Raw genomic sequence first — 13,569 nt, forward strand, 5'->3', positions numbered from 1 at the left:
GTTATCACTTGGGGGCGACTGGGCAGTACCAGGAAACCAACCAGCGATCAGCGCGAGAACTGCTGCACCTTCTGCTCGACAAGCGCCGTGAGATCAGGCCCCAGCTTGCCGGTTTGGCGAGCACGCAGGAACATATCGCGAGCCTCGGGCAACTTGCCCTCCGCTTCCAGCGCCAACCCAAGCCCCAGCCACCACCGCCCGTCGGCCGGAGCCAAACGCGTTGCAACCTGGTAATGGGCAATGGCGTCACGGCTACGCCCCTGCTTATAAAGCACATGACCGGCGAAGCCCTGATAGTCGGCGTTATCGCCGCCCGCCGGCAATGAGGACTCCAGCGTTTTCCACGCATCGGCCAGGCTTCCACGCTCGACTTGCAGGCGTGCCAGAGTCATTGCCCAGCCCACTTGCGCAGGCCGCAAGGCGATCCCTTCCTGCAACAGGACGACGGCCTCATCCAGGCGACGGGCGTCGAGCAACAGCTTCACCAGCCATTGTCTGGCGGCCACATGGGAAGCATCCAGACGCAGCGCTCCGCGTAACAGTTCCAGCGCGTCGTTCGTCTGTCCCTGGTTGAGCGCCGTCATGGACTTTCGATATTCCGCCTCAGCTTTCTCCTTCGGCGACGATGATTCGGCTTTTTCGATAACAACCGTTTTGCCAGGCGTATCCGCATGGCGGTCATCACGTGCCTTCTGCTCAGGCACGGATTCCTTCACTGCTCCCGAGGGTTCGGCCTGACTCAGAGGCGCCGCCTCCTTGCCGATCTCGCTCACCTTGGCGGCCGGTGCCGGATTCTGGCGGGAATCAACAGCCTCTTGCGGCACCGGCACCTCGGCGCCAATAACGTCGGACATTCGCAGACTCAACGCCAACGCAGACAAATTGTCGTCGTGCGTCCGGACATCATCGGAACCGTCTTTCGTTGTCGGCAAGGGGGGATTCAGAAGTGACGGTATCGCAGCGGCCTCACCCGGCCCCATGAAAGAATAGGCGATCCAGAAGGCCGAAATCACGACAAGACAGCCGAGAGAAATCAGCCAAACGCGCGACCGGCGCGACGCAAGCGGCGGCAGCGGGCGAACGTTGTCCAGCAGCCCCTTGCGGTCGGTTGCTGCGCGGCGCGCATCGAGATCCCGCAGCATCTGATTGACTAGACTCATGATCCCCTTTCCACCGCCCCGCTCACCATAGCCAGAGCCCGCGGCGGGCACTCTCGGTGTCCCGCCAGGCCAGCCGGACGTGGCGGGCTTTGACATCCGTCTTCCCCTCGCCGAATGAGGCGAGCAGAGCTTTATGCGCCAGGATATTGATCAGGCGCGGCATACCACCACTGGCGCGGAGCAGCACCCTCAACGCACCAGACGAAAACATTGCCTCGCCACGATAGCCGGCGACCCGCAAGCGGTGGGCGACGTAATTGCCGACCTCCTCCCGACCAAGACCACGCAAGCGATAATGAAATGCAATGCGCTGCAGGATCTGGCGCACCTCCGGCCGACGCAGCTTTTCGTCGAGTTCGGGCTGGCCGAAGAGGACGATATGCAGCAGCTTGCTTTTTTCCGTTTCCAGATTCGACAGCAAGCGTAAAGCCTCCAGCGCCTCGAGCGGCAACACCTGCGCCTCGTCGATACAAACGACGATGCGCTGCCCGTTTCGGGCGTATGCGAGCAATGCCTGGTTCAATTCGCGCAGCAGATGAAAGGCATCAGGGCGGGTGGCGGGATCGGAAGTAACAGGCAAAGCGACGCCCAATTCCTCGGCCAGCGCCTGCAACAACATGGTGGCATCGAGATTCGGATTGGGCAGATAGGCCGTCACCCAGCCCTCGCCGAGCATCTGCAACAGCCGGCGACAAAGCAGCGTCTTGCCGGTGCCGACCTCGCCGGTGATCTTGACGAATCCCTCGCCACCTTCAAGCGCCAGCAACAGGGTATTCAATGCCTCCTGATGCTGGCGATGCGAATAGGAAAAATCCGTATCCGGCGTGATGCCGAACGGCATCGCGGTCATTCCGAAATGGCTCAGATACAACGCAGTCTCGATCTAACGTTATCGAACCGTAGGCACTCTTCCCCGCAAACGCGGATCGAGCTGCTCGATGCGCTGCTGCGTCTCGGCCAGATCGTCTTTCCAGCCCGATTCGTTACGGATGATCGTCGGCTTGATCAGGATGACCAGCTCACGCTTGCTCAGATAGCTGCCCTTGGTGCCGAACAGCCAACCGAGGCCGGATGCCGCCGACGCCCCCGGCAAGCCGGTTCCGCCGGCCGACTGCTCCTGCTTCATCAACCCGCCGATGGCCACGATGTTGCGGTCCTGCACGCGCACGATGCTATCCGTCTCATTGACCGAGCTGCTGGCGAGCGGCAGCGTGTAGGTACCGAGTTCGCCAAGATCGATGACTTTCTGGTTCTCGGTCACCACACTGACCGAGGGATGCACGTGCAGCATGACGTTGTTTTCCGCGTCGATCTGCGGCGTCACGTCCAGCGCGATCCCCGAGAAGAATGGCTGCAGGGTAATCGTCGGCGTCGTCACGTTGCTGGTACCGGTTGAAGTCACCGTTGAGCTGACGTTGGTGACGTAGAAGTCGTCGTTGCCAACCTTGAGCACGGCCTTCTGGTTGTTGACGGTGGCAATGCGCGGGCTGGAGAGTACCTGTACGTTGCCCTGCGTTTCGAGGAAATTCAGCAGCGAGGCGAAACTGGCCGTCTGGATCGCCAAACCAAACAATCCTTGACCGAGTTGCGTCGCCACGGCGGATGTGTTGCTGGAATCGACGGTGATACCGCCGCTCGTGCTGGTCAGGGTGCCCGTGGTATTCAAAGAGGTCCCGGGGTTGAGCGATCCCAACGAGTAGCGGTTGTTATTCCCGGCAAACGCCATCCAGTTGATGCCGGCCTGGAACTCCTCGTTGAGGCTCACTTCAAGAATTTTTGCCTCAAGCATCACCTGGCGCTCGACGACCAGTTGCGTGAGCTTCAGGTACTGCTCGACCGCCCGGATGTCGGAGGGAAAGGCCTTGACCACCACCACACCCGACGCCGGATTGACGATCACGGCGCGCCCGTTCTCACTGCCAACGATGCTGACGAGCGCTTTCCCCAGATCGCCCCAGAAATCGCTGTTCTGGGCCGTAGATATCTGGCTGCTCGGAATCGTCGTATTGGTACTGCCGGATGTCGTCGTTGGATAGGTCGTGCCGGTCGTTGTATTCGTCGGATTGGTCGTCGAAAGCGAGCTCGACGTTACCCGCACATCCGTCTGCCCCTGGCGCTTCCCGGCCAGATAGTTGAGTTGGAAGATTCGCGTCTGCAGGGCATTCGGCAGGATATGGATACGCGTTCCCTGGATCTTGAACTCGTATCCGTACAACTCACGCAACGTTTCGAGCGATTCCTTTACCGTCACGTTTTTCAAATTCACCGTCACGCTGCCCGAAACTTCGGGCGATACCAGCATGCTGTAACGCGTGCCGCTGACCAACGCCATGAACACCTGCGTCGCCGGCGCATTACTCACCGCGAGGTCGAAACGCGGCTCGACTTCCTTGGCCGGCGCGGGCAAATCGAGTTGCACGGGCGGCATCATGGCCTGAGTGACGGCCTCGTCGACACTCTTCGGTCTCGACGCCACGGCCCCCTGCAATTCCTGCCCAACGCGATCAAACGTTTGCGCGGGCGCTTTCTGATGGCTGGCACAGCCGCCCAGCATGACGGACAGGAATACCGATGCCGATAGCGGCAAGGTCAACCGCAACGTTTTCAGCAACGTTGAACTGCACTTCATTGTTCGCTCCTTGTTGGCGCCTTGGCGGCAGCCTTCTTTGTTTTTGTTGCGGTTCTCGGGGGATTGTTCGCGGGATTATGGGCGGCAGCCGGCTTCCTTTCGATGCCCGGCGTAAGCAACAGCCGCTCGGTTCCGGACGGGCCTTCGAGCACCGCTTCACGCTCGGTAACGCGGACGAGACGGCTATCCCCGAACGGCTCACCGAGCGTCACGTTTCTCCCGCCAATCACGGCCACGGGACGACCTTTCTTCGGAACCATGACCGACTGCAACACCGGCCCGTCCATGACCGACGGCTCGGCTGACGGAGAGGAGAACGCGGTGGGCGGCCGGGTTGGATCGGGGGGCGACGGTTCCGCCGCGGCAGTGCCGGCGATCATAAGAAGAAGCAGTGTCAAACGATAAGCCATGCCTTATCCATGCTCAGTGTGTAAACCGTCAGTGTCAGGACCAGCTTCGGATATTTCTCGGCCGACAGATCCACGTTGCTCCACAACAACTTCATCTTTGACTGTTCAAGCCGGTCAAGATAAGCCAGCAATTCCGCATAACTGCCCTCCAGCCGAATCTCGACGCCATGTTTGAACAGTCCCTCCCGTAGCGCAGTATCCGCGGTGCCGCCGGGAGCGGCCTTTCCGTCGCTCTTTTCATCGCTCTTTCCGGCAACAGCTCCGTCGCCGCGCTGGCCGGCAGGCTTTCCATCCAGCAACGGTGCTACCGGCAACGTTTTCAGGCTAAGCAGACGCAAGCCAGTGCCCTGCCCGACCATGGCTTCCAGCAAGACAGGCATTTTCTGCGGAAGGACCAGCGATCCTTCGAACACGCTGAGACGCCCGGCCAGGTCCGCCAGTTGCCGGTTGAGCATTTCCAGTTCAACACGCGCAGCGACATCGGGGTGCCGTTCCGGGGCTTGCAGCGCCGTCAACTGCTGACGGACATTCGCCAGTTGCGCCTGCTGCTCGGTGAGCGTGCGTGACGCCGCCCCGGCCCGTTTGAGCGAAGGATCGATAAACAGCGAATAGCCGACCAGCACAATACCGCCGAGCAACGCCGCGGCAATCAACCAGCGCTCGCGCAACTGCAAGGAATCGTAACGCCCGGCCAAGCGTTGCCAGAGTACCTTCATGATCCGGCGCCTCCACGTGTAGCGTTGCTTCCCGATACCGCCGGCAATTCGGAACGCAGGGTAAATTCAACGTAACGCGGCAACTTCGCTGTCGCATTGCCACTCGTCGTCGACCTGGCCGGAGCACTCTGCGCAAGCGCACTGTCCTTGCTTTCGGCTTCCGGCTCGATGCCCTGCATGTCGAGCGAAGCAAAGCGGCGACCTTGAAAAACCGGGTCGCCACTCAAGCCCTGCACGTACGTCGGCAAGCGCGCGGGGTCGAACATGCGCCCGCGAATCTCGATCTCCTCGCCGCCGCGCGTCATGCGAAAGCCGGTCAGCCAGATATCCAGCGACGCCTGGCGGGCAAACCCGGAAAAGAAACGGGAAAACCCCGAGGTATTCCCCAGTTGCCCGGACTCAAGCACGCTCATCACTTCGGTACGACCGGCCAGCGTCGCCCGCGCCTTATCCAGTTCGGCTGCCAGCGCCGGCGACACGCGGCGCTCGCTGACAAGGCGCGACTGGGCGACCAGTTTTTCCTGTTCGGCGGCCAGTTGCTTTTGCAGCGCCGCCGCTGCCGCCGTCTTTTGCGTTGCGGTGTGACCGCTCCATGCGGCCAGCCCCGACACCGCCACCAGAGTCACCAGGGCCGCGACACCCAGATTCCGCGCGGTAGCCAAGTCGCGACGCGGCCTCAGACGCTCTTCGTAAAGATTGATATCTTGACTCACGCGCTCTCCGCCGTACGCAAGGCCGCACCGATGGCCAGCAGATGACGCCCCTGTACACGTCGGTCACGCAATTCCGGCACCGGCTCGAAGTCGAGAACAGCTGAAAGATCCATTTCCTGCACACTCACATAGGTACTGTTGGCGAGTTCTGCCGCCAGGTTTTCGACCGGCCGGTCACTGGCCACCACGACCTTGGATACCGGAATGTGGCTGTACTGGCGATCGAAGTTGTCGAGGCTGCGCTGCAACTCCAGACCAAGCCGCTCCAGAACACGGGAGCGCACATCCGGGTCGTCGCTCGTCAGTTGCTGCGTATTCATCTCGCCGCGCCGAACCGCAATCAGCTCGCCACGGAAAGTCAGCGTCAGCATCATCCCGTTTTCATCGAGGCGCAGAAACACCAGGCCACGATTTTCGTCCTCCAGCAATCTCGCCACATTGCGCTGGGCAAGCTCGGGGATATCGACCGCCGCCAGCGCAATGCCGGCAGACTCAAACGGCGCCGTTCGCGCCCGCACGGCGGCCTCGGGCGCCGACACGACCAGCACACCCGGTGATCGGCCAGACGACGAGCCATTGTTCGGGATGTCGAGCACGTCGATGCAGGCGCTATCGACCGGATACGTCACCAGATCGCGCAACGACCAGCGCAAGGCTTCCTTGCGTTCTTCTTCAGGCACGGGCGGCGCATCGAGTTGCGACAGCATGTATTCACCCTCGCCCATCAGCGTCGTGCAAGCATGGGATGCCAGTTGGCAGGCAGTACGCAGTCGCCGGAAGGTAGCCTCCGTACCGTTCTCGATCGCGAAACTATCCAGGCGCTGAACGACGGGCCTGGAGCCGGTAGCGCCTACCACATGCGCCAGCGTCACCCGGTCGGCGTGTGGAAGGACAGCGAGCCACCCCGGTTTGCGTCGTGCAGAAAAAAACGGAAACATCTGATCGCCCTAATTATTTTTGTGCTGAAAGATACCGATTAAACCGTTAAACAACAAGAATTTCTCTTCATAGAATCGACGCCGGAGAAGCGACAAACACGCCAATCCATAGCCTCCGCGCCCCTCCGGTTCAGTAATTCTCGCGAAAATGATGAATGGGTCCAGCGCCCTTGTACAGGCCGAACGCAGCAACCGCCGAGGGATTCCTGTTGTATTGCGAGGGCGAAGTTGCTCCGAGCCAGCGCCCGCCCAAGTACGACATGCCAGCGTTATTCACATCAGCGGTCAACAACACCGAACCGTCGTTCCCGGCGCCCGGCGCGGAAAACCCGATCGTTCCCTTGCCCGAGACGATTTTCAGCGGACCGGAGGTCAGGACCGTTTCGCCAGCAGAAAGATTCTTCTTCCAATCCGACAAGCCCAGAAGGGACGCACCGACTACGGTGCAGTCATCATCGCCGTTCGGAACGAACGCCGCACCGTTCCAGCGCAAAATCTCGGCGCGCATCGCAAGCGGCAGGCGCTCGGAGCCGATGGCAGGAATCAGGCGAAGCTGGCCGAAATACAATGTCGTCGTCGCTAGTTTCGTGTGATCCGTACTCCCCGAGTTGTCCGTATCGAGGTCGTAAGTCGTAATCCGGACTCCGTCCTGATCGACGGGCGCAATACCGAGCACCAGATTGGTGAACGGTCCGTCGGGCGTAACACGATTATTGACCGGCGTAGTCAGGCTCGACACGATCACCGTCCCGTCGAAAGCCACCATTCCCGCACTGCTGTCACCAGCGGCCGGCCAGGCCGTCGCAAACCCGCTTCCCGCGATCCGCGCGCTCGACACGGCCTTGAACGGCGTCTGCACGGCGGCACCGAAGGAGAACTCCGAGCCATCGGCCGAGAGAGGGAGACGGGCGAGGCTGCCGACGTAATTCTTCGTAACGGCTTCGCCGCCATTCAGCGCCTTAAGCGTGAAGGAGAGCCCCATTCCCTCGTCGAGGTAACTGAACGCCGAAGCCGGCGAACACGCCGCGATCTTCCGGTTACTCAGTACCGGCGAGACGACAACGAACTCATACGGAACGAATCGCCCGATGAGCGACGTGTCGGAAATCAGCCCGAAGTTGCAACCGTACTTTCCGCTGGAATTCTTCACGTTGGAGTAGCTGTCGGCGACGCAATCGCCCGCCGAGGCGACGCTGTCGATCCCGGTCCACGTCGACGACAGCTTCAGTGAATCGCACTGCGCGGAAGTCTGCCCCGAACAGTCGGTCGCCGTCTGGATGCCGTCGTAGACGCCCCGGATCGACGTCGCGTCGGTGTCCGGGCTGAATCCTTTCAGGTAGAAACGTCCGACTTCGCTGTAGGCGAAACTCCCCGTCGCCGTCGACGATCCGGTTCCCGGCGTTGCCTCCGGGAAGGCCAAAGGCGCGAGATCGCCGGCAACCCATTCCGGCCCGGCCGACGGGAACACCGCCGCGCCTATCCTCGCCGTTCCCGTGTAGCCGCTCGCAACACCGGCGACTCCGCTCGTGGTGAGCTGCAGCGAGAACTTGTCGGACCCGGCCTTGAAAATCGGGCTGCCGTCCTCCTTGTTATTCGTCGCATCGCTCGAAACCACCGACGCGATGCCGGTCGGCCTGACCGAGAACGAGTCGGTCGAGCACGCCGTCGTCGTCCCGTCCGAAATGATCGCGACGAGGTTCTTGTACGCCGTGTTCAGCGTGAAATCGCCCGACGTCTTCTGCCCGGCGTTGGAGGATGAAAAGGTCAGGGTCTGGCTGCCGCCCGGAATGGCGCTCTTCGATTTGCACGTCGAACTGCAGTAATTGGCTTTCGAGCTGTCGAGGACGCAGGCGCCGTCGCTGTTATCGACAAGCTTGACCGTGACGCTCTTCGAACTCCCCGCCGCATAGGTCGTCAGGATCTGATTGTTGTCTATCGCGGCGACATTGAGCTTGAACGGCTTGCCGACCACTTTCATGTAGATGTGCCCGGTCAGGTAGTTCTGCACCGCCAACGGCGTCGAACCGTAGCCCTCGTCAATCGCGCTGAAGCCGCTCGCGACGCCTCCCGAAGGCGGGAAAATCATCTGCGCGCAGATTTTCAGCCCCGAGATTTCGTGAATGTTCGTCGAACTCCCGGTCGATCCGGTGAACGAAATCTGCCAGTTGGCCGGCACCGCCGCCTGCGTGTAACCCGAGGGCACCGCCGTATAGACGTTCGGGATGCTGACGAGCTCCGAGTAGCCGCTCCCGGTGTCGCGATTGACGACCACCGAAGTGCCCTTGGGCGTACTGAACTCGTTGCGCGCATCGATGATGACCTGGTACGCGTAGCCGGGGGATGGCGAGGTCGCCGACTGGTTGTCGATTCCCGGCGAAACCGGCAACTTCCCACCGAGCCAGGGATACCCGCTCGTCCCCGAACCTGAGCCGCGAACGCCGACCGAATTCTCCTTGAATCCTGGACCGGTGACCCGCCCCTCGGTCGGATTGGGATAGTTGCCGTACTCGTCGAGCGCAACGCCGATCCAACCGCCGGCAAAACCGTTGATCCCGGTTTTCTGTGCATAGCCCAGCGACCCACCGTAAGCGCCCGGCACAGGGGGCACCGAGTAGTCGGAGAACGTCACAGCGACCCCATCGGCGCCGGAGCCGTTGTACGCGTAGTGTTTAAACTCGACCGAAATGTAATTGCCTGCTGCCGGGAAGATCCCCGGCACCGTCGCCGCCTTGGCGTTGTTCGTCGTCTTGTCCGTCAGGCGAAGGTAGCCGGATTTCTCGATCTTGGGCAGGATGCGGGTCGAGTCGCTCGTCGAAAGAATCCAGTCCGATCCGAAAATCGTCGACGGATTCAGGCTCGTCCGGCCGAAGTTGTCGCAGACGCAGGTCAGGGTGACACCTGATGGGGCGTTCGAGGGAGGGGAGCACGAAGACGGCGTAGTTCCTCCTGTGCAGCGCGGATACTGCGAGGGATTGATAAGCGAATTGGAGTCCGACGTACACACCCCGTGAACGGTGCTCGTATCGTCGATCGAGAGCGCACCGGGCCAATTACCAGCCGTCACGTTTCCATAAATCGTCGTCGACGTCTTGAGCGTCACCTTGTTGTTGCCGGTCACATTGACCGCACTCGACGACGATCCGAGCGTGCTGCCGGAAATCGTGATGGGCACGTTCGTCGCTGTAAGGCTCCCGCTCGTAACCGTGGCATTAGTAATGGAAATTCCACTGCCGCCGCTGGAGGAAATTGCCCCGGACACGGTTCCGCCGGTAATCGAGACCGTGTTGCTCGAACTGCTGACTCCGCCGGCAATATTGGTATTCGACGTGGTTACCTTGCAGCATTCCGACGTCACGCCGTTGGCGACCGATCCGCCCGAAAGGGAAATCGAACCGTTGGACGCGGCAACGCTTCCCCCGAAGACGGTGCCGTTGGTTGAGGTCACGCCATTGTTGGCGGTTACGTTTCCTGAAATGGAGCCGCCCGAAGTCGTTAGCGTGCCGTCACTGATCACGCCGCCGCTAACGGTGGTCCCGGTAAGGGAGATCGACCCGGAATCGCTGGAGACTCCTCCATAAATCTGGCTGGAACTACCGACGGAAAGATTCCCCCAAGCGACCTCCAGATTCACCGGAACCGACGAGCTTCCAACAACATTGTTGCCGGGTAGCGTCATTCCGCCCTTCGCCACGATCGTGATCGACGACGACGGCAAGATTGCGTCGCCGCTCCCGAGGCTCACTGAACCCGAGCACGTCCATATCGAACCACTGTGCGACCAGTCGCCCGAACAAGGCGCCCTCTCGGTTTTTTTGGAAAACGTGTAGGTTTCAGCCATCGCGGGCGCCGCGCAAAAAAAGACCGCCATGGCAAGCCACAACGCATGCAGGAAGCGGCGCCCGGGAAGGGACCACCGCGACAGCCATTGCGAAGCCTGCGAAACGACACCGTTTCTCATGTGAAATTCTCTGGGTTCATCTCTGTCAGCCATATTCATCGCCCGGCGACCACGGCAATTTCGCGCTCGATGTAGTTGGCGCCCGGCGCGAGATTCGGGCAGGTGCCGGGCGCAGCGCCGGTCGGCTGGTTGCAGGCGGTCGCGACGATGCGGCGGATGACGAGCGGGACATCGCTCCCATCGTCGCCGACCTCGTTGTTCGTCGTCGCAACCTCCGCAAGCTCGCACCTCACGGTCACCGTGAAGCCGGCCAGATTGCCGCCGGGCGCGAACGGCGCGCTCGCCCCGCAGGCGCCGTTTTTCAACAGGTTATAGACGCCCCACTCGGCCCCGGCGCGCGCCGCCTGGTACGCACAGCTGCCCTGGATGTCGGCCGCGTGGCCGATGTGCTGTCGCGTCGAGACATGGACGATGAACGCCGCCAGCGCGGAGAGAATCACGAGCAGGAAAATCGCCGAGGCGAGCGCGAACCCTTGCCCGGCCCGCCGCGCGGAAAAAGTCGGCAGAAACTTCGAGCCCGTTTTCATGGCGCGTTAACCACCTGCATCTGATGGACGAGCCGGACCGACTCGCCCGCATCCTCAAGCCGCAGGATCAGCGTCACGAGCCCGGTCCGCGTGTGCACGCCCGCGCTCGCAATGACCTCGTTGTAGTCGAAATCGCATTCGGCAACGTGGCCGACGAGCACTTGCGCCGCGACCCCGGCGGGCGGCGTCGGCTGGGCGGAGGAAAACGGATAATCGGCATAGCGGAGCAGCCCGCCGGCAGCGGGCGTCCCGAAGTTCGGCGCACAGGCGTAAGTCACCGGCCGTCGCACCACATGGAAGCGCGCGGAAGGCGACGGCGCCGGGAACTGAATCGAGGAGAAAGTCAGCGTATGCGCGGCGGCGTCCGTGCTGAAAAGGCTCGCATTGGAATTGGAGGTGGAGAGCGCCGCACGGTTATTGCCGGCGTAGGCATCGGACGCACTCCCCGGCCCGAGGTTGAAGAGCACGACGCTCTCGCCCGCCGCGTAGACGGGAACCGGCCCGAGCACGTCGAACGACGAATCGGCGTTGCTGAAATCGAGGACGTCACCGGCCCCGCCGGCCGTCGGATACTGGCGGTAGCGCCCGCCGCCCGACGTGGGAATGAATTCGAGGTAGGTCACGCCGCCCGAGACGACGACGCGCACGCTGTTCGGCAGCGCCGTTCGCAGGTCGCGGGCGATGCGCCGAATCGCCGTATCGGCGTTTTCCGTCAATTCGGCGCGCCGCGCGGTATCGACGTACGCATTGATCGGCCCCGGGATGAAAACGGCGACCATCGAAGCGATGATGCCGGTGATCACGATCACCGTGATCAGCTCGACAAGCGTGAATCCGCCGGACCGGGCGGCGGGAGGGGGGCGGAAAAAACGGTGATCGTTCATGGGATGTCGTTCGGCGCGTAGCGGGCGCGGTAGCCTTCGAGCGTGAAGGACTGGCCGCCCGGGCCGGTCGCCGTCACGGAGATCCTGAGCGCGTTGCCGCTCGCCTCGGTGATCGTGTTCAGCACCACCGGCGCCACGGCCACGCTCGCCGAATAGCCGCCGAGGTAAGGCACGGCAACGCCGGCCACGTCGGTGATCGCTGCCAGCGCGAGGCCGTTGTAGTCGTTCACGTTGTCGAACGGCCGCGCATCACCAGCCTCCGGCCCCATCGCCTCCGGCGTCGTGGCGCAATCGCCGGGTCCCGTCGCCGTTTCGGCCTTCGCGTCGTCGGGATCGCAGTAGGTAAACGCCGCCTGCTGGACTTCCTCCATCAGCGCTTCGGCGATCGAGACGAGCTGCCGCTCGACCATCGGGTCGGCGCTGCCGCGAACGCTGACGTTGAACGCCAAAAGGATTCCGGCCAGCCCGACCGAGATGACAACCATCGCGACGATCAGCTCGACGAGCGTCACGCCGCGCTGGCGGGAACGCTGCCCAGTCACGCGGCGATCAGGGGCAGACGACGGCATGGACATACCCCGTTCCCGCCTCGACGGCGAGGCAGAAGGCGCCGTCGCCATTGACTCTCAAGCCCGCCGCGTCGGCCTGGCCCAGCGCATCAAAACGGATCGTCGCAGGAAGCGCCGCCGTTGCGCCGTTCGCCGCGAGCGAAACGCCGTCCGGCATCGCGACCGACAGCGCCGCGCCGGTCGCAGGATCGACCACCGCTCGCCCGTCGCACGCCGCCGGCGGCGGCGACGAAGCCTGCGTCACTCCCAGCCCACCCGACGTCACCGCGACGCACACCTGCCGCCGCTGCGCGACCGCCTGCTGGCGGGCAAAGCGCAAGGACGACGAAACCTCGTCGAAAGCGCCCCGCGTGTCAAACGTCTGCCGGTCGGCGAAGCGTGGAATGATCGCGACCGACAGGATGCCGACGAGGACGAGGATCACGATGAGCTCGACAAGCGTGAAACCGCCAGTCAAGGCCGGATAGGAAGCGGGATGTGTTTTATTCACAAGAAAAAGACCGCCACGGAATCGTGGATTGGACGCCTTGCGCGACCTGACACAAGAAGAGGGGCCAAGCCCCTCTTCTCTCATCGAAAAACCGGGGTCTGTCCCCTATTTGGTGCTATTTTTTCCTATCAGTTCGTACACGCCACATATGCTGTAGCAGACTGCTCCGCTGAACCCAGCGTTCTCTTGATAGTGCATTGCACAGTCGTCCCCGAAGAACATGCTTTAGGCGTTCCACCTTCAATCTGTGCTTTATCCTTCGCTGTTGCCGCACCACTCTGAAGAGTGATGCTACCCGTAAGAAGGTTAGTCTGATTTGCAAGAACAGAGTTCGCGGCTCCTGCGCAAGCATCAGTAGTATCCGAAACATTCACACAAGTCCCACCAGACTTGCACTTAGCATAATTAAGATTCGATGCGCCAGTAATCGCTCCGGCAACCGCTTCAATTGCAGCCTTATCCGCCTCGTCAGTCATGCTAATGAATTTCGGCAGCGCGGTCGCAGCCAGAATGCCGAGGATCACGATGACGACGACGAGTTCGATGAGGGTAAAGCCTTGTTGCGTGTGTTTCAT

Annotated in this window: 14 protein-coding genes; 1 reads left to right on the forward strand and 13 read right to left on the reverse strand. The window is 61.9% G+C overall.

Annotated features, from left to right (window positions below; translation table 11 throughout):
- Positions 1–47 precede the first annotated feature (47 nt).
- The 8 genes from GH659_RS00540 to GH659_RS00575 all read right to left on the reverse strand — a co-directional run bounded on the left by GH659_RS00540 (position 48) and on the right by GH659_RS00575 (position 9,738).
- Positions 48–1,160, reverse strand: a complete 1,113-nt coding sequence (locus GH659_RS00540) for a tetratricopeptide repeat protein (protein WP_170285795.1) — start codon at positions 1,158–1,160, stop codon at positions 48–50.
- A 22-nt stretch (positions 1,161–1,182) separates the two neighbouring features.
- Positions 1,183–2,001 carry an ExeA family protein gene (locus GH659_RS00545; RefSeq protein ID WP_246167590.1) on the reverse strand — a complete coding sequence of 273 codons (819 nt, stop codon included), beginning with the start codon at positions 1,999–2,001 and terminating at the stop codon, positions 1,183–1,185.
- A gap of 48 nt (positions 2,002–2,049) precedes the next feature.
- Positions 2,050–3,789, reverse strand: a complete 1,740-nt coding sequence (gene mshL / locus GH659_RS00550; RefSeq protein WP_153108770.1) for a pilus (MSHA type) biogenesis protein MshL — start codon at positions 3,787–3,789, stop codon at positions 2,050–2,052.
- On the reverse strand, positions 3,786–4,199 hold the full coding sequence (locus GH659_RS00555; protein ID WP_153108771.1) for a hypothetical protein: 414 nt from the start codon (positions 4,197–4,199) through the stop codon (positions 3,786–3,788). The genes mshL and GH659_RS00555 overlap by 4 nt, the downstream gene beginning before the upstream one ends.
- Positions 4,184–4,915 carry a type II secretion system protein GspM gene (gspM, locus tag GH659_RS00560; protein WP_153108772.1) on the reverse strand — a complete coding sequence of 244 codons (732 nt, stop codon included), beginning with the start codon at positions 4,913–4,915 and terminating at the stop codon, positions 4,184–4,186. Before gspM ends, GH659_RS00555 begins: the two co-directional genes overlap by 16 nt.
- Positions 4,912–5,628, reverse strand: coding sequence for a PilN domain-containing protein (locus GH659_RS00565; protein WP_153108773.1), 717 nt, complete (start codon positions 5,626–5,628; stop codon positions 4,912–4,914). Before GH659_RS00565 ends, gspM begins: the two co-directional genes overlap by 4 nt.
- On the reverse strand, positions 5,625–6,566 hold the full coding sequence (gene pilM / locus GH659_RS00570) for a type IV pilus biogenesis protein PilM (RefSeq protein WP_153108774.1): 942 nt from the start codon (positions 6,564–6,566) through the stop codon (positions 5,625–5,627). Before pilM ends, GH659_RS00565 begins: the two co-directional genes overlap by 4 nt.
- 130 nt (positions 6,567–6,696) lie before the next feature.
- Entirely contained in the window at positions 6,697–9,738 is a 3,042-nt protein-coding gene (locus tag GH659_RS00575; RefSeq protein WP_153108775.1) for a DUF6701 domain-containing protein, read from the reverse strand.
- A gap of 43 nt (positions 9,739–9,781) precedes the next feature.
- Here GH659_RS00575 and GH659_RS00580 point away from each other — a divergent pair, with 43 nt between their 5' ends.
- Positions 9,782–10,144: a hypothetical protein gene (locus GH659_RS00580; protein WP_153108776.1), complete on the forward strand. Its 363-nt coding sequence runs from the start codon at positions 9,782–9,784 to the stop codon at positions 10,142–10,144.
- A gap of 415 nt (positions 10,145–10,559) precedes the next feature.
- Here the strand turns inward: GH659_RS00580 and GH659_RS00585 are convergent, their stop codons facing one another.
- The 5 genes from GH659_RS00585 to GH659_RS15075 form a co-directional block, all read right to left on the reverse strand.
- Positions 10,560–11,051, reverse strand: coding sequence for an agglutinin biogenesis protein MshP (locus GH659_RS00585; RefSeq protein WP_153108777.1), 492 nt, complete (start codon positions 11,049–11,051; stop codon positions 10,560–10,562).
- Positions 11,048–11,935 carry a PulJ/GspJ family protein gene (locus GH659_RS00590; protein ID WP_153108778.1) on the reverse strand — a complete coding sequence of 296 codons (888 nt, stop codon included), beginning with the start codon at positions 11,933–11,935 and terminating at the stop codon, positions 11,048–11,050. Before GH659_RS00590 ends, GH659_RS00585 begins: the two co-directional genes overlap by 4 nt.
- The gene (locus GH659_RS00595; RefSeq protein ID WP_211364051.1) at positions 11,932–12,477 is read right to left on the reverse strand and encodes a prepilin-type N-terminal cleavage/methylation domain-containing protein; all 546 of its coding nucleotides are present in this window, start codon (positions 12,475–12,477) and stop codon (positions 11,932–11,934) included. Before GH659_RS00595 ends, GH659_RS00590 begins: the two co-directional genes overlap by 4 nt.
- Positions 12,478–12,484: 7 nt before the next feature.
- Positions 12,485–12,994 (reverse strand): pilus assembly FimT family protein, encoded by a 510-nt coding sequence (locus tag GH659_RS00600; RefSeq protein WP_170285796.1) that lies wholly within the window; start codon positions 12,992–12,994, stop codon positions 12,485–12,487.
- Between the two features lie 128 nt (positions 12,995–13,122).
- The gene (locus tag GH659_RS15075) at positions 13,123–13,569 is read right to left on the reverse strand and encodes a prepilin-type N-terminal cleavage/methylation domain-containing protein (protein ID WP_153108780.1); all 447 of its coding nucleotides are present in this window, start codon (positions 13,567–13,569) and stop codon (positions 13,123–13,125) included.

This window comes from Propionivibrio limicola, from assembly GCF_009469695.1.
Taxonomy (GTDB): domain Bacteria; phylum Pseudomonadota; class Gammaproteobacteria; order Burkholderiales; family Rhodocyclaceae; genus Propionivibrio; species Propionivibrio limicola.

What these genes read in the sequence shown, in the direction of transcription:
- GH659_RS00540 (WP_170285795.1), bottom strand. Translation starts at nt 1,160, where the DNA reads ATGAGTCTAGTCAATCAGATGCTGCGGGATCTCGATGCGCGCCGCGCA.
- GH659_RS00545 (WP_246167590.1), bottom strand. Translation starts at nt 2,001, where the DNA reads ATGCCGTTCGGCATCACGCCGGATACGGATTTTTCCTATTCGCATCGC.
- mshL (WP_153108770.1), bottom strand. Translation starts at nt 3,789, where the DNA reads ATGAAGTGCAGTTCAACGTTGCTGAAAACGTTGCGGTTGACCTTGCCG.
- GH659_RS00555 (WP_153108771.1), bottom strand. Translation starts at nt 4,199, where the DNA reads ATGGCTTATCGTTTGACACTGCTTCTTCTTATGATCGCCGGCACTGCC.
- gspM (WP_153108772.1), bottom strand. Translation starts at nt 4,915, where the DNA reads ATGAAGGTACTCTGGCAACGCTTGGCCGGGCGTTACGATTCCTTGCAG.
- pilM (WP_153108774.1), bottom strand. Translation starts at nt 6,566, where the DNA reads ATGTTTCCGTTTTTTTCTGCACGACGCAAACCGGGGTGGCTCGCTGTC.
- GH659_RS00580 (WP_153108776.1), top strand. Translation starts at nt 9,782, where the DNA reads ATGGAAATTCCACTGCCGCCGCTGGAGGAAATTGCCCCGGACACGGTT.
- GH659_RS00585 (WP_153108777.1), bottom strand. Translation starts at nt 11,051, where the DNA reads ATGAAAACGGGCTCGAAGTTTCTGCCGACTTTTTCCGCGCGGCGGGCC.
- GH659_RS00590 (WP_153108778.1), bottom strand. Translation starts at nt 11,935, where the DNA reads ATGAACGATCACCGTTTTTTCCGCCCCCCTCCCGCCGCCCGGTCCGGC.
- GH659_RS15075 (WP_153108780.1), bottom strand. Translation starts at nt 13,569, where the DNA reads ATGAAACACACGCAACAAGGCTTTACCCTCATCGAACTCGTCGTCGTC.